The sequence below is a fragment of the Streptomyces sp. NPDC002870 genome, from assembly GCF_042888505.1.
In the GTDB taxonomy this organism is placed as follows: domain Bacteria; phylum Actinomycetota; class Actinomycetes; order Streptomycetales; family Streptomycetaceae; genus Streptomyces.
On the sequence record NZ_JBIAPW010000006.1, the window covers coordinates 100,419 to 115,002 of the forward strand.

Annotated in this window: 15 protein-coding genes and 1 pseudogene; 5 read left to right on the top strand and 11 right to left on the bottom strand. The window is 70.6% G+C overall.

Going from position 1 to position 14,584, the window contains the following annotated elements:
- Positions 1 to 2: 2 nt before the first annotated feature.
- A pseudogene (locus tag ACFYWY_RS10005) lies at positions 3 to 581 on the bottom strand (sensor histidine kinase); the annotation flags it as partial.
- Between the two features lie 20 nt (positions 582 to 601).
- On the opposite strand from ACFYWY_RS10005, the gene ACFYWY_RS10010 reads away from it, so the two are divergent.
- Entirely contained in the window at positions 602 to 1,150 is a 549-nt protein-coding gene (locus ACFYWY_RS10010; RefSeq protein WP_389182548.1) for an ABC transporter permease, read from the top strand.
- Between the two features lie 149 nt (positions 1,151 to 1,299).
- Here the strand turns inward: ACFYWY_RS10010 and mug are convergent, their stop codons facing one another.
- The 3 genes from mug to ACFYWY_RS10025 all read right to left on the bottom strand — a co-directional run bounded on the left by mug (position 1,300) and on the right by ACFYWY_RS10025 (position 4,200).
- The gene (gene mug / locus ACFYWY_RS10015; RefSeq protein WP_389183088.1) at positions 1,300 to 1,842 is read right to left on the bottom strand and encodes a G/U mismatch-specific DNA glycosylase; all 543 of its coding nucleotides are present in this window, start codon (positions 1,840 to 1,842) and stop codon (positions 1,300 to 1,302) included.
- Positions 1,839 to 3,281 carry an adenylosuccinate lyase gene (gene purB / locus ACFYWY_RS10020; RefSeq protein ID WP_389182550.1) on the bottom strand — a complete coding sequence of 481 codons (1,443 nt, stop codon included), beginning with the start codon at positions 3,279 to 3,281 and terminating at the stop codon, positions 1,839 to 1,841. Before purB ends, mug begins: the two co-directional genes overlap by 4 nt.
- Before the next feature lie 139 nt (positions 3,282 to 3,420).
- Positions 3,421 to 4,200 carry an SGNH/GDSL hydrolase family protein gene (locus ACFYWY_RS10025; protein ID WP_389182553.1) on the bottom strand — a complete coding sequence of 260 codons (780 nt, stop codon included), beginning with the start codon at positions 4,198 to 4,200 and terminating at the stop codon, positions 3,421 to 3,423.
- Positions 4,201 to 4,258: 58 nt separating this feature from the next.
- Between ACFYWY_RS10025 and ACFYWY_RS10030 the strand changes: the two genes are divergently transcribed.
- A complete protein-coding gene (locus ACFYWY_RS10030) occupies positions 4,259 to 5,263 on the top strand; it encodes a maleylpyruvate isomerase family mycothiol-dependent enzyme (RefSeq protein ID WP_389182556.1) in 1,005 nt (334 codons plus the stop codon).
- Positions 5,264 to 5,358: 95 nt separating this feature from the next.
- Complete coding sequence (locus ACFYWY_RS10035; protein WP_389182559.1) at positions 5,359 to 5,607, top strand: holin; 249 nt, start codon at positions 5,359 to 5,361, stop codon at positions 5,605 to 5,607.
- A gap of 52 nt (positions 5,608 to 5,659) precedes the next feature.
- On the opposite strand, the gene ACFYWY_RS10040 is transcribed toward ACFYWY_RS10035, so the two are convergent.
- The 5 genes from ACFYWY_RS10040 to ACFYWY_RS10060 all read right to left on the bottom strand — a co-directional run bounded on the left by ACFYWY_RS10040 (position 5,660) and on the right by ACFYWY_RS10060 (position 12,073).
- Positions 5,660 to 6,673: a hemolysin family protein gene (locus ACFYWY_RS10040; protein ID WP_389182562.1), complete on the bottom strand. Its 1,014-nt coding sequence runs from the start codon at positions 6,671 to 6,673 to the stop codon at positions 5,660 to 5,662.
- Complete coding sequence (locus tag ACFYWY_RS10045; protein ID WP_389182565.1) at positions 6,670 to 8,004, bottom strand: hemolysin family protein; 1,335 nt, start codon at positions 8,002 to 8,004, stop codon at positions 6,670 to 6,672. The genes ACFYWY_RS10040 and ACFYWY_RS10045 overlap by 4 nt, the downstream gene beginning before the upstream one ends.
- Before the next feature lie 162 nt (positions 8,005 to 8,166).
- Positions 8,167 to 8,589, bottom strand: coding sequence for a GNAT family N-acetyltransferase (locus tag ACFYWY_RS10050; RefSeq protein WP_389182568.1), 423 nt, complete (start codon positions 8,587 to 8,589; stop codon positions 8,167 to 8,169).
- Positions 8,590 to 8,688: 99 nt separating this feature from the next.
- Positions 8,689 to 11,253, bottom strand: a complete 2,565-nt coding sequence (locus ACFYWY_RS10055; protein ID WP_389182571.1) for an FtsX-like permease family protein — start codon at positions 11,251 to 11,253, stop codon at positions 8,689 to 8,691.
- Between the two features lie 7 nt (positions 11,254 to 11,260).
- Positions 11,261 to 12,073: an ABC transporter ATP-binding protein gene (locus tag ACFYWY_RS10060; protein WP_389182574.1), complete on the bottom strand. Its 813-nt coding sequence runs from the start codon at positions 12,071 to 12,073 to the stop codon at positions 11,261 to 11,263.
- A 164-nt stretch (positions 12,074 to 12,237) separates the two neighbouring features.
- On the opposite strand from ACFYWY_RS10060, the gene ACFYWY_RS10065 reads away from it, so the two are divergent.
- Both ACFYWY_RS10065 and ACFYWY_RS10070 read left to right on the top strand, forming a co-directional pair.
- A complete protein-coding gene (locus ACFYWY_RS10065; RefSeq protein WP_389182578.1) occupies positions 12,238 to 12,516 on the top strand; it encodes an antitoxin in 279 nt (92 codons plus the stop codon).
- Complete coding sequence (locus ACFYWY_RS10070) at positions 12,513 to 12,884, top strand: fic family toxin-antitoxin system, toxin component (protein ID WP_389182581.1); 372 nt, start codon at positions 12,513 to 12,515, stop codon at positions 12,882 to 12,884. The genes ACFYWY_RS10065 and ACFYWY_RS10070 overlap by 4 nt, the downstream gene beginning before the upstream one ends.
- Positions 12,885 to 12,902: 18 nt before the next feature.
- Here ACFYWY_RS10070 and ACFYWY_RS10075 read toward each other — a convergent pair whose 3' ends face one another.
- Both ACFYWY_RS10075 and bioD read right to left on the bottom strand, forming a co-directional pair.
- Positions 12,903 to 13,589, bottom strand: a complete 687-nt coding sequence (locus tag ACFYWY_RS10075) for a class I SAM-dependent methyltransferase (RefSeq protein ID WP_389182584.1) — start codon at positions 13,587 to 13,589, stop codon at positions 12,903 to 12,905.
- Positions 13,590 to 13,811: 222 nt separating this feature from the next.
- The gene (bioD, locus tag ACFYWY_RS10080; RefSeq protein ID WP_389182589.1) at positions 13,812 to 14,525 is read right to left on the bottom strand and encodes a dethiobiotin synthase; all 714 of its coding nucleotides are present in this window, start codon (positions 14,523 to 14,525) and stop codon (positions 13,812 to 13,814) included.
- Positions 14,526 to 14,584 lie beyond the last annotated feature (59 nt).

The window sequence follows — 14,584 nt, forward strand, 5'->3', positions numbered from 1 at the left end:
GGTCAGCGTAGGCCGTTCAGCGGCAGTCTCACGCGCACCCTCCACTCTCCCTCGCACGGTCCGGTCCGGGTCTCTCCGCCGAGCAGCGCCGCCCGCTCCCGTATGCCGCGCAGCCCGCTGCCGCCGTGCCCCCTCGTCGCCGTGCCGCCGGCGAGCGGGTTGGTCACGTCCATCTCCAGTCGCTGCCCGATGACGGCGATCCGCACCCGCACCGGGACGGGACCGGAGTGGCGCAGCACGTTGGTGAGGGCTTCCTGGAGGATGCGGTACCCCTCCCGGGAGACCGGCCCGGGCACCAGCTCCAGGGGGCCTGTCAGCTCGGCCTCGACCTTCGCCCCTGAGGCCCGTGCCGACTCCAGCAGCCGGTCCGACTCTTCGAGAGAGGGCCGCTGGCTCACCGGCTGCCCGGTCTCGCGCAGGACGAGCAGAACGCGCTCCAGATCGTCGAGCGCGGCCCGGCCCGTCTCCTCGATCGCGGCCAGGGCCCGTTCGGTGAACTCCGGGTCCCCGGCGGCCCGCGCGGCACCCGCCTGCACCACGGCGACGGTCAGCGCGTGCCCGATGGAGTCGTGGATCTCTCTACGGCCTGAACTTCGGCCAGATGGCGGCCCTCACCTTCGGTGCCATAGCCATGGCCGCCGAGTACAAGAACGCCGGTATCCGGGTCTCCCTGGCGGCTGTTCCGAACAGGGGGCTCTTCTACGCGGCCAAGCTGGCCGTAGTGGGCGGGCTGACGTTCGTCGTCGGCCTGGTCACAAGTCTGAGCTGCTTCCTGTCGGGGCAGGCACTCATCGACAAGGGGTTCGGCATAGGCATCGGCGACCCGGGAGCGCTGCGCGCGGTCGTCGGCTGCGCCCTCTACTTCGCGCTGATCAGCCTGCTGGCAGCCGGGCTCGCAGCCCTGCTGCGCAGTGTGACCGGTGCGCTGAGCCTGCACGTTCCGCTGTTCCTGATAATGCCGTTCGTGATCGGAGACGTATCGCGCGACAGCAGCGCGGCCGAGTTCCTCCCGGACCGGGCGGGGCAGCAGATCCTGTTGCAGGATCCGGCCGGGACGCTGGGACCCTGGAGCGGCACGGCGGTGCTTGCGGTCTGGAGCGCACTGGCGATAGCGGCGGGCTGGTGGGCCCTGCGGCGACGCGACGCCTGACGGGCAGCCAGATGTCAGTGTCGGCAGGTTTACTGAGACCGGTGGATAGGGGTCGGACTTTCCGCGTCCCAGCTGCTGGCCGTGGTGACCGAGACAGACCCGCCCTAGCGATCCTGGAGCCGGCCGTGGGGGAGCGAGCCGTCCTGGATTCAGCCGTTCTCTGCTGTCGCGGCGCGCAGCCGCGCGAATTCCTCGGCCATCGTCTGCGCGGTCCAGTGGGCGTTGAGCCCGCTCGGATTGGGCAGCGCCCAGATCCCGGTCTCCCCGATTGTGCGCTCCTGCGGCCCGATCTTCGCCTTCCGCTCGCCGAAGGCCGTGCGGTACGCCGTCACGCCGACGACCGCCAGCCACCGCGGCCGCAGCCGTTCCACCTTCGCGGTCAGCAGCCGCCCGCCTTCCCGGAACTCCTCGTCGCTCAGCTCATCGGCGCGCGCGGTCGCCCGGGCCACCACATTGGTGATGCCGAGACCGTGGCCCAGGAGCTCCTCCTGCTCCGCGGGCTTGAACTGACGCGGCGTGAAGCCCGACAGATGCAGCACCGGCCAGAACCGGTTGCCGGGACGGGCGAAGTGATGGCCCGTCGCCGCAGTCATCAGGCCGGGGTTGATGCCGCAGAAGAGCACCGAAAGACCGCCCGCCACCACGTCCGGAACGATGCGGTCGCGGGCGGCCTCGAGCTCGGCGGGGGTCAGAGGATCGACCCCGGGGTGTAGCCGGCGGCCTCCGGGTGCTGCTTGACGATCTCCTCGATCCGGGAGACCACCGCCGCCACCTGGTCGCTCGCCGCGCCCGTGAAAGACAGCTTGTCGGCCATCAGCGCGTCCAGCTCCGCCCGGTCCAGCGGGATCCGCTCGTCCGCGGCGAGCTTGTCGAGCAGTTCATTGCGCTCGGCGCCCTGCTCACGCATCGCCAGCGCCGACGCGACCGCGTGCTCCTTGATGGCCTCGTGCGCGAGCTCGCGGCCCACTCCGGCCCGTACCGCGCTCATCAGCACCTTGGTCGTGGCCAGGAAGGGGAGGTACCGGTCCAGCTCACGGGCGACGACGGCGGGGAACGCGCCGAACTCGTCGAGCACCGTCAAGAAGGTCTCCAGCAGGCCGTCGAAGGCGAAGAACGCGTCCGGCAGCGCCACCCGGCGCACCACGGAACAGGACACGTCGCCCTCGTTCCACTGGTCGCCCGCCAGCTCGCCGGTCATCGAGGCGTAGCCGCGCAGGATGACCATCAGGCCGTTGACGCGCTCGCAGGAGCGGGTGTTCATCTTGTGCGGCATGGCGGAGGAGCCGACCTGGCCGGGCTTGAAGCCCTCGGTTACCAGCTCGTGCCCGGCCATCAGTCGGATCGTCTTGGCGACGGAGGACGGCGCGGCTGCCAGCTGCACCAGCGCGGACACCACGTCGTAGTCGAGGGAGCGGGGGTAGACCTGGCCGACCGAGGTGAAGGCGTGCGCGAAGCCGAGGTGGCCGGCGATGCGCTGCTCCAGCTCGGCGAGCTTCGCGGCGTCGCCGCCGAGCAGGTCGAGCATGTCCTGCGCGGTGCCGACCGGGCCCTTGATGCCGCGCAGCGGATAGCGGCCCAGCAGGTCCTCGAGCCGTCCGTATGCCACAAGCAGTTCGTCGGCCGCGGTCGCGAACCGCTTGCCGAGAGTCGTGGCCTGCGCGGCGACATTGTGCGACCGCCCGGCCATCACCAGCTCGGCGTACTCGGCGGAGAGCTTGCCCAGCCGGGCGAGCACGGCGACCGTGCGGTCGCGCATCAGCTCCAGCGAGAGCCGGATCTGCAGCTGCTCGACGTTCTCGGTCAGGTCGCGGGAGGTCATGCCCTTGTGGACCTGCTCATGACCCGCGAGCGCGTTGAACTCCTCGATCCGCGCCTTCACGTCGTGGCGGGTGACCTTCTCGCGCTCGGCGATCGACGCCAGGTCGACCTGATCGAGCACCCGTTCGTAATCGGCGATCGCGGCCTCGGGCACCTCGATGCCGAGGTCCTTCTGGGCGCGCAGCACCGCGAGCCAGAGCTGACGCTCCAGCTTCACCTTCTGCTCGGGGGACCACAGGACGGCCAGCTCCGCGGAGGCGTAGCGGCCGGCCAGGACATTGGGGATGCGAGGCTTCGCAGACACAGCAGTCACGTGTCCAGATTCTACTGGCGGTTTCTGCAGGCCAGCGCCGCGGTCCCGGTTGTACCTTGCTACGAAAGGCTCCGAGGGTCCCCAAGAGACGACAAGGGACTCCGAAGGACGACCAGGGACGACCTGGAACCACGACGGGCTACGGGAGCGGCGGCTCGTACGGCAGGAGCTCGGGCCGCTTCGCCGGCAGGCCGTCGCCGGACGAGCGCCCCGTCACCCGGCGCGCGATCCACGGCCCCAGATGCTGCCGCGCGAACCGAAGATCGCCGGCCCGCCGCGCCGCCCACCGGACCCGTGCCGCTGACGGCAGCACTGCCTGCCAGTCGTGCTCCGCGCCCAGTCCGAGCGTCTGCCAGACGGCCTCGGCGACGCGCCGGTGACCCTCGGCGGTCAGATGCAGCCGGTCGACGTCCCACATCCGCTGGTCGCTGAGGACTTGGGACCCGTACAGATCCACCACCAGCGCACCGTGCCGGGCCGCCAGTTCGTCGATATGACTGAAGAGTTCCTCCATGCGGGGGCGGAAGCGTTCCATGACCGGACCGTTGCGGCCCGGGCTGCGCATCAGCACCAGCTGACCGCAGGACGGCGTCAGCTTCTCCACGGCCTCCTCCAGGAGCCCGCGCACCCGCCCCATGTCGCACTTGGGCCGCAGCGCGTCATTGAGCCCGCCCACCAGCGTGACCACATCCGCCCGCATGGCTGCCGCCAGGTCGACCTGCTCGTCGACTATCTGGCCGATGAGCTTTCCGCGCACGGCGAGATTCGCGTAGCGGAAACCTGGTGCCCGAGCTGCCAGTCGGCCCGCGAGCAGATCCGCCCACCCGCGGTAGGAACCGTCGGGCAACAGGTCGGACATGCCTTCGGTAAACGAATCGCCGACCGCGACAAAGCTGGTGTAAGAGGCATTCATCTCCATGGCGGAGTGATCCTACCGCGCGGTAAGGTCCGTCGGTTCCGTACCGGGAGGGAGCCCTGTGAGTGACGCGCTGCTGAACGCGCTGGCCGAGGCGCTGGCCGATCTAGTGACCTCGATCGACACCTGTGACGACGATGTGCTCGACCCCGACATCGCGGTGAAATGGCTGGAAACGACCAGTTATCTGCTCGACCGGCTGTCACCCGCCGACCGCCGGGCCCTGTCCGCACTGGTGCGCCGGGCCGCCGCCCGCCAGCCCGACGGAGCCTGGCGGGACGATCTGCTGCGGATTCCCGAGGAGTTCGGCCTCGACGACGACCAGCACGAGTTGTACTGCGACGCCGTCGAGCATCTGGAGCGCCGGTTCGTCGAGACCGTACGGGACGTGGACCCCGCCACGCCCGTTCCCACCTGCCCCGGCTGGACCTTTGCCGACCTCGTCAAGCACCACGGCACGACGCACCGCTGGATGGAGCATCTCGTACGGACCCGGGCAGCCGAGCGCGTCAGGTCCCGGGACGTCCCGCTCGACCTGCCCGAAGACCCCACGGCGTATCCGCAGTGGCTGGCCGGCAGCGCCGAGCGCACGCTGCGCACGCTGCGCGGCGTCGACCCGGAGACGCCCATGTGGTCCCACGGCGCCGACCAGCGGGTGCGCTTCTTCCCGCGCAGGCTGCTCTTCGAGGCCGTGGTCCATCTCGCCGACGCGGAGCTCGCCCTGGGCGTGGAACCACGAATAGCGGCGGGGACGGCGGCCGACGGCATCGAGGAGTTTCTGGAGAACCTGCCGCACTACTCCTGGATCGCCCAGCCGGTCGCCGCGCTCGCGAACGGCTCGGTCGGGCTCACCGCCACGGACACCGGCGCAGCCTGGACGATCAGCTTCGGGGGCGGCGGCTTCGCCTGGACGAAGAGCGATGGGGCGGCCGCCGCGGGCATCGAGGCCGTGGCGGGCGATCTGCTGCTGCTCGTCTACGGACGCCTCAGGGCGGACGACGCGCGCTTCGCCGTCAGCGGCGACCGCACGGTTCTCGACGCCTGGCTCGCGGCCACCGCTCTGTGATTCGGCAGGCAATTCGGTAAGCCGGTCCGCAGTCGGGGCAGGCCGGTCTGCCGCCTGGGCTATCGGCACGGAGCGTTCCGCAGTATGTCCAGAGCATGTTCACCACAGACTTCTGGAAAGCCACCGCGGAGCGCGCTGTGCGCACCTTCGCGCAGTCGCTCGTCGCCGTCCTGACGGCCGGTGCGACAAACCTCTTCGACGTCGACTGGCAGGCCGCGCTCGCCACCGCCGGCCTGGCCACCCTCCTCGCCGTCCTCACCGCGATCGGCGCGGCAAAGGCCGGACGGCCGGGACCCGGTATCACCGAGACCACGGAACGGGCCGTCACCAGGGATGTGAGCTAGCCGGGCCTGCCACCGGGAAGTGATTCAGCCGGGCCTGCCACCAAGAAGTGAGCTAGCTCGGCCTGCCCACGAGTTCGCGCAGCACGTCCTCCATCGTCACGAGTCCCACCGGCGTGACCTCCTCGTCCAGCACCGCCGCCAGATGCGTACGGCTGCGCCGCATCGCGGTCAGCACATCGTCCAGCGGCGTGGTCGCCCGGACCCGGGCGATCGGGCGCATCGCAGAGACCGGGAACGGCACATCGCGCGGCGTCGCGTCCAGCGCGTCCTTCACATGGAGATAACCGAGGATCCGGCGGCCCTCGTCGACAACCGGGAAGCGGGAGAACCCGGACTCGGCCGCCAACTGCTCCAGCTGCTCGGGCGTGGTCCCGACCCGTGCGTACACCACCCGCTCGATCGGCATCACCACATCGCGGACCGGGCGGCGCCCAAGCTCCAGGGCGTCGCGCAACCGCTCGGCAGACCGGCCGTCGAGCAGCCCGGCTTTGTCCGCGTCCCGTACCAGCCGCGCCAGTTCGTCGTCCGAGAAGGTCGCCGACACCTCGTCCCTGGTCTCCACCCGCAGCAGCTTCAGCAGCCCGTTGGCGAAGGCGTTGACGGTGAAGATCACCGGGCGCAGCGTCCGTGCGAACGTGACCAGCGGCGGTCCGAGCAGCAGCGCGCTCCGGGTGGGCTCGGCCAGCGCGATGTTCTTCGGCACCATCTCGCCGAGGAGCATGTGCAGATAGGTCGCCGCCGACAGCGCGATCACGAACGAGATCGGGTGCACCAGGCCGTGCGGCACGCCCACCGCGTCGAAGACGGGCTCCAGCAGACGCGCGATGGCGGGCTCGGCGACGATGCCGAGCACCAGGGTGCACAGCGTGATGCCGAGCTGGGCCGCGGCCAGCAGCGCCGAGACATGCTCAAGGCCCCACAGGACGCTGCGCGCCCGACGGTTCCCGGCCTCCGCCTCCGGCTCGATCTGGCTGCGGCGTACGGAGATCAGGGCGAACTCCGCGCCGACGAAAAAGGCGTTGACCACCAGGGTCAGAAAGCCGATGAGGAGCTGAATCGCGATCATCGCTGGGCCTCCTCGGCGTCGTCGGCCGGGAGCGGCGCATGCATCAGCACCCGCGCCGCACGTCGCCCGGAGGCGTCCACGACATCGAGCCGCCAGCCCTCCAGCTCGATCTGGTCACCCACTTGGGGGATGCGCCCGAGCTTGGTGGCGACAAGTCCTGCGAGCGTTTCGTACGGGCCTTCCGGCACCCGCAGCCCGACCCGCTCCAGTTGGTCGGTGCGGGCGGCGCCGTCCGCCGACCACAGGGCGCGTCCCTCCGCGTCCTCGCCGGCCGGCGCCAGGTCCGGCGTCTCGTGCGGATCGTGCTCGTCGCGCACCTCGCCGACGACCTCCTCCACGATGTCCTCAAGCGTGACCACACCGGCCGTGCCGCCGTACTCGTCAATGACGACGGCCATCGTGTTCTTGCCGGACAGCCGGTCGAGCAGCCGGTCCACGGTCAGCGTCTCGGGCACGAGCAGCGGCTCGCGCAGCAGCTCGGAGACCGGGTGCCGGAGCCGCTGCGCGGCCGGCACCGCCAGCAGGTCCTTGATGTGCGCGATCCCGACGACGGTGTCGAGGCTGCCCCGGTAGACGGGGAAGCGGGACAGGCCCGTCGCGCGCGTGGCATTGGCGACGTCCTCGGCGGTGGCCCGCACCTCCAGGGCGGTGACCTGGACCCTCGGGGTCATCACGTTCTCCGCGGTCAGCTCGGCCAGATTGAGGGTGCGTACGAACAGCTCGGCGGTGTCCGCCTCCAGCGCGCCCTCCTTCGCTGAATGGCGGGCCAGCGCGACCAGTTCCTTCGGACTGCGTGCGGAGGCCAGCTCCTCGGTCGGCTCCATGCCGAGCCGGCGCAGGATGCGGTTGGCCGTGTTGTTGAGGTGGCGGATGAAGGGCTTGAAGGCGGCGGTGAAGATCCGCTGCGGGGGTGCCACCACCTTCGCCACGGCGAGTGGAGAGGAGATCGCCCAGTTCTTGGGGACCAGCTCGCCGACGACCATCAGCACGATGGTGGACAGCCCGGTGCCGATGACCAGGGCCGTCGAAGAGGCCACCGAGGGGGAGGCGCCGAGCGCCTCGAGCGGGCCGCGGATCAGCTTGGCGATGGACGGCTCTGCGAGCATGCCGACGATCAGGTTGGTGACGGTGATGCCGAGCTGGGCGCCGGAGAGCTGGAAGGTGAGGCTCCGTGCGGCCTTGAGGGCGCCGGCCGCACCGCGCTCGCCGCGCTCGGCGGCCCGCTCGAGGTCGCCGCGCTCGACCGTGGTGAGGGAGAACTCCGCCGCGACGAACGCGCCGCAGGCGATCGAGAGCAGCACCGCCACGACGAGCAAGAGCACTTCGGTCATCGGTTCACCTCCGTCCCATGATCGGGCAGGGACTGGAGGAATGCTCGATGTCGGCTACTGGGAGGCTCGCCCATGGGCGGACGCTCACACCTTTCGTAAGGAGAGGTTCAGTCTGCCCATGGTAAAGGACCTGTAAAGTGCCCGACGCGTCGGCGGCGGTGCTCAGGCGAACGGCTTCACCCAGCGGCGCCAGTGGTCCTCGCGCTGGTAGCCGGCGGCGGCCCACGCCCGCCGGGCCCGCTCATTGGCCTCCAGGACCATGGCGTCGCCGCGCCTGCCGCCCACGGCCAGGAAACGCTTCTCGGCCGCCTCCAGCAGCGCAGAAGCGATCCCCTGCCGACGGTGGGACGGCAGCACGGCAAGCCGGTACAGCGAGCAGCGCCACCCGTCGTACCCGGCGATCACCGAGCCCACCACCCGGCCCTCGGACTCGGCGAGGATCAGCGCCTCGGGATCGCGGGCGAGGAGACGGGTGACGCCGTCCACGTCGTCCGTGATGCTCGCGCCCTCCGCCGCTTCCTGCCAGAAGCTGAGGACGGTCTCGGCCTCGTCGGCCCGGGCGGCCCGGATCTGCAGATCGATCATGGAAGGGAGCCAAGCACGTGCGAGAACGGGCGTGCCACTGACTTCCAGTGTTCGAGACGCGCCGGGGGCGAGCTGCTCATTACGGGGGCGAGCTGCTCATTACTCGTGCGCGATGGCGGCCAGCACGTTCATCCGCGAGGCGCGCAGGGCGGGAAGCACCGCTGCGGCCAACCCCACGACGACCGAGCCCACCACGACCGCGACGACCGTGCCCCACGGCACCGCGAACGCCGTCAGCCCCTCCAGCGCCAGCACCTGCTGCACCGCCACACCCCACACCATGCCCAACGCCAGACCCAGCAGCGCTCCGAAGACCGCGATCACGACCGATTCCAGCCGGATCATGCGGCGCAGCTGAACGCGGGAGAGACCGATCGCGCGCAGCAGCCCGATCTCCCGGGTCCGCTCCACCACCGACAGGGCAAGGGTGTTGACCACGCCGAGCACGGCGATGACGATCGCCAGCCCCAGCAGTGCGTACACCAGGTAGAGCATCACGGCGATCTGCTGGCGGATCAGCTCCTTGTAGTCGGCCTGATCCCTGACCTGCACCTGCGGATACGGAGCGAGGGCCGTCTCCAGGCCCTTGCGCAGTTCCTGGACGTCGCTGCCGCTCTTGGCGTTGACGTAGAGCGCGGCCTCCTGCCCGCCCGGCAGATACTTCTCGGCAGTGGCGAGCCCCATGAACAGGCCGCCCTCCATCCCGGGCCCGCCGCTCTGGTCCATGTCCGTGAGCGCCCCCACCGTCAACCTCGCGCGCTGGCCGCCCGCGAACTCGGCCGGCAGGACCGACCCGACGCGCACCTTGTGTTCGCCGGCGTACTTTCGGTCCATGGCGATGCTGTCCGGCGCGAGGGCGGCCGCGGTGTCCCCGCTCGCATAGGTGATGCGGGCGGCCTCGTCGAGCTGCGGGTCGTAGCCGGCAGCCGTCGACTCCACCCGCTTCCCGTCCGGCAGGCTCAGCGCGAGCGGCGCGAAGCGCTGCCGTACGACGGTGCCCGCGCTGTCGACGCCCTTCACTTTCTCGGTGATCTCCTGCGGGAACGGCATGAAGTTGCTGTTCTGTACGACGAAGTCGGCGCCCAGCGTCTTGTCGATCTGGTCGTCGAAGGACTTGGTCATCGAGGCGCTGGCGATCGAGAGCCCGCCCACCAGGGCCAGGCCCACCATCAGCGCGGCCGCCGTGGCGCCCGTGCGCCGCGGATTGCGCAGCGCGTTGCGCTGGCTCATCCGGCCGACCGAGCCGAACACCTTGGGGAACGCGCCGCCGAGCACCTGGATCACCGGCCGCACGAGCAGCGGCCCCGCCACCACGGTCGCGATCAGCGTCAGCACCACGCCAAGGCCGAGAAGCGAGGACGCGGTCGCGGTCTTCTCGCTCACCACGCAGCCGGCCAGCGCTGCCACTCCCGCCGCGCCGACCACGGTTCCGGCGATCGCCCGGATCTTCAACGGCCGCCCCACACCGGCGACTTCGGCGTCCGCGAGCGCGGCCATGGGAGAGACCCTGGCCGCCCGCCGGGCCGGCAGATAGGCGGCCACGAAGGTGACGCCGAGACCGACCGCGTACGCGGACACCGGTGTCGCCACGCCCAGCACCATCTCGGCGGCGCTCAGATTCATGCCGAGCAGACCCATCAGCTCGATCAGTCCGGCCGCCAGCCCGATCCCCGCGGCAAGGCCGAGCGTCGAGCCGACGAGCCCCAGCAGCACCGCCTCGGTGAGCACGGAGCGGCGCACCTGACGGCGGTCCGCGCCCAGCGCCCGCAGCAGCCCCAGCTCGCGGGTGCGCTGGGCGATGAGCATCGAGAAGGTGTTGACGATCAGGAAGATGCCGACCAGCACGGCGACACCGGCGAAGCCGAGCATCACCCACTTGATCACATCGAGAAAGCCGCCCAGCTGGTCGGTGGCCGACTCGGCCTGCTCGTCGGCGGTCTTGAGGTCGTACGCATCACCCAGTTCGGCCGCGATCCGCTGCTTGAGCGTCGCGTCGCTGACCGTGTCCGCGGCGTCCACCGAGATCGAGGTGGCCACACCCGGCCTGCCCAGCAGCTTGGTCTGCGCTGTCGGAGTGTCCAGGAAGACCAGCGCGGCGCCCGGGTTGGTGGTGGTGAAGGTCGCGATGCCGACGACCTCGACCTTGAACGAGCCGGGCTGCGCGAGGACGGTGAGCGTGTCCCCGATGTCCACCTTCTTCTTGTCGGCGGTGTCCTTGTCGAGCAGCGCCTCGCCCGGCCCGCTCGGCTCGCGCCCGCTGGTCAGCTTCACCGGACTGCGTTCGGTGAGATTCCAGTTGGTGGCGATGGTGGGGGCGCCGGTCGTCGGTCCGACGGGGTCGTTCTTGTCGTCGACGACGGTGATGTTCTCCACCGCTGCGTCGATGTGTGTGGCCTTGACGCCGTCGACCGAGCCGATCCGGTCGGCGAGTTCGGTGGGCACGGTGCGTACGACGCCGGTCGGCAGTCTCTCGCCGATGCCCTCCTTCGGTGCCACCGTCACATCCGCGGAGGTGGAGGCGAAGAGCCGGTCGAAGGTACGGGAGACTGTGTCCGAGAAGATCAGGCTGCCGCTGACGAAGGCCACGGACAGCAGCACCGCCAGCGCGGAAAGCAGCAGCCGGCCCTTGTGTGCGAAGAAGCTCCGCAGCGTCGCTCTCAGCATCGTGGCCTCAGCTCTTGCGCAGGGCGTCGGAGCCCGGGGTCTGGGGGTGGCCGCCGGAGAAGAGGCGCATGCGTTCCAGGACCGCCTCCGCCGTCGGGTCCTGCATGACGTCGACGATCCGCCCGTCCGCCAGGAACAGCACCAGGTCGGAGTAGGCGGCCGCACCCGGGTCGTGCGTCACCATCACCACCGTCTGGTCCAGCCGGTCGACCGCTTCGCGCAGGAAGGTGAGCACCTCGGCGCCCGCGCGCGAGTCGAGATTGCCGGTCGGCTCGTCCGCGAAGATCAGTTCCGGGCGGGAGGCGAGCGCCCGCGCGCAGGCGACCCGCTGCTGCTGCCCGCCGGAGAGCTGGGCGGGCCGGTGTCGCAGCCGGTCGCGCAGGCCGAGTGTGTCGATGACCTGCTCGACCCACTCGCGGTCGGGATTTCGACCGGCGATGTCCATGGGGAGCGTGATGTTCTCGGCGGCGGTCAGCGTGGGCAGCAGGTTGAACGCCTGGAACATGAAGCCGATCCGGTCCCGGCGCAGCCGGGTCAGCTCGCGGTCCTTCAGACCGGTGATCTCCGTGTCGCCCAGCCAGACCTGACCGGCGGAGACGGTGTCGAGCCCGGCGAGGCAGTGCATCAGTGTGGACTTCCCGGACCCGGAGGGGCCCATGACCGCGGTGAACCGGCCGCGAGCGATGTCGACGTCGACGGCGTCCAGGGCGCGTACGGTCGTCTCCCCGCTGCCGTAGGCCTTGGTCAGGGCCCGCGCCCGGGCGGCGAGTGGCACATCCGAGGCCTGGTCGTGGGCGGGTGCAGTGGCAGGTGTGGACAAGGCCGCCTCCCGGGTCGTGACCGCTCCGGCTCCCGTACAAGTGGCGAGAGTAGAGGGGACGTGTGTGCGTCGGTATCCCTCGTAGGTCCGGTCCTCGGGGTTCATGTAAGGGGCACCTGACGGACCTGTTGCTCATGCTAGCGCCTGTACGCTAGCTTTACTCTGTGGCGAAGACTCAGTTGAACGTGAGAGTGGACGAGACCACCGCGGACGCCGCGCGCCGGCGGGCCATGCAGCGCGGGATGAGCGTGAACCGCTACATCGAGGAGCTCGTCAAGCAGGACGCCGGCGAGGTCGGACGCACCTTCGTGGAGGCGGCGTCGGACTTCATGAAGCAGTACGAATCCGTGTTCGCCGAGGAGTTCGGCGAGTCCGGCACCGGCACGGGTGCCGCCACCGGCAGGGGCACCGGCACCGGCACCGGACGCGAAGGCAAGCGTTGACTCTTCAGATCGACCTTGCGTGGCTGCTCATGGTCGCCGAGCACAAGACCCCCGGCGACCCACAGGTCACCGACTGGGGCGCGCTCGTCGCCGCGGTCAGCCGTCATGACGCCGAGATATTCGGCATCCCCGTCTACAGCGACCCGCACGCCCGCGCCGCGTCACTGCTTCAGCTGCTGCTCCACGTGCCCGCGCTCGAGCACTCCAACGCGATGTTCGCCTCCGCCGTCGCGTACGGCTATCTCGTGGCCAGCGGACTGAAAGTCGTCACCTCGCCCGTGCAGGTACGAGACCTGGCCCGGCTGGTCAAGGAGGGCAAGGCGGACGTCAGGACCATCGCCGACGAGCTGCGGCAGTGGAGCCACTGATCACGCGCGACCGGACGATCACGCGCTCGCGGTGTCGCTGAAGGGCCGCCGCGCAACGCCCAGCACACAGGGCGACGACGGCAGCCGCATGCCCTTCTCGGGCACCTGCAATCTGCGATACGTCCCGAGCTCGAAGCCCGCCGCCTCGATCGCGGCGACGGTGTCCCGCGCGGTGTGACACCCGCCGAACAGCAGCGGCCACACCGTGCGGTCCAGGGCGCGCTGGGTCCGCGCCATGCCCCTGGTCTCGGCCAGACCGTGCTCGAAGAACCGCAGCTCGCCATCCGGCCTCAGGACCCGTCTGATCTCGGCGAGCGACCGCGGCAGGTCCCGTACGGAACAGAGCACCAGCGACACCACGGCCGCGTCGAACGCCTCACTCTTGACCGGCAGAGCCTCGGCCGCCCCCGGCACCACGTCCACCGGGACCTCGGCGCTCCGCGCGGCCTGCGCCGCCAAGTGCCGCAGGCGGCGCTCCGGTTCGAGCGCCACGACCTCCGAGACGGCCGGCGGGTAGTGCGCGAAGTTCAGACCGTTGCCCGCACCGATCTCGATCACCCGGCCGGACAGCCCGGACAGCAACTCCTTGCGGTAGGCGGCGATACCCGCCTTGGTCTCGGCCGCCACGCTGATTTTGGCGTAGAAGCGGGCGAAGACCGGGTGGTGGACGGCGTCCCGGGGCACTTTGCTGCTGCACAGGGGCATTGCGGGCCTCCTCGGAACGTCGGTGCGCTCACCGTCATTGTCCCCCGGCGGCGACAAAGCAGAACTCGTTCCCCTCAAGGTCGGTCAGGATGCGGATCGAAGTACGACCGGTCGGTGCTGCGGTCCACCGGGTCCCCGCCGAGCAGGGAAGCCCAGAAGCGCACCAGCCGGGCGGGGTCTGGCAATCGAAGACGATCTCGTCGATCCGGGCACGCATGAAGATCAGCGTACGGCGGCGGTGAACGCCTCGGCGTCCCACTCGCCGCCGAGCCGGCGTGCGAGCCAACTCCCGGCCCGCGCACGGAACTCGGCGGGCGCCAGCGCGCCCGCTCCCTCCGGTACGGCTCCCAGCAGCGGCGCGCCCGCAGCCTCGGGCAGATCCGCGAGATTGCACCGCGCGGCCAGATCCGGCTCGCCGGGCCAGCTCCCGACCACCACGCCGAGCTGCTCCAACTCCCGTGCCCGCAGGGCCTCGGCGGTCAGCGCCACCGAATTGAGCGTGCCAAGACCGGCGGGCGCGACGACCAGCACCGGCGCGCCCAGCAGCCGGGCGACGTCGGCGAGCGACCCTCCGTCGGCGTCGAACCGCACGAGCAGCCCCCCGGCCCCCTCGACCAGCACGAGATCGTGCTCAGTGGCCAGCTTCTCGACGGCCTCGGCCACGTCCTGCGGCCGCACCGTAGCCATCCCGGCCCGCCGTGCGGCGGTCGCAGGGGCCAACGGCTCGGGAAACCGCGCGAGTTCGACCCCGGTCACCGCCCCCGCCAGCCGGACAACCTCGGTCACGTCCCCCGGCTCACCGGGACCGACCCCGGTCTGCGCCGGTTTGACGACGGCGACGGACCGCCCCTGCGCCCGGAAGACCGAGGCGACGGCGGCGGTCACGACGGTCTTGCCGATCTCGGTCCCGGTCCCGCTGACGACGATGACGCTCATCCCGCTCCTTGCCCTGTCCCGCATCCTTGCCCCGGCCTGGGGCTCAGCCCTTGCCCGGG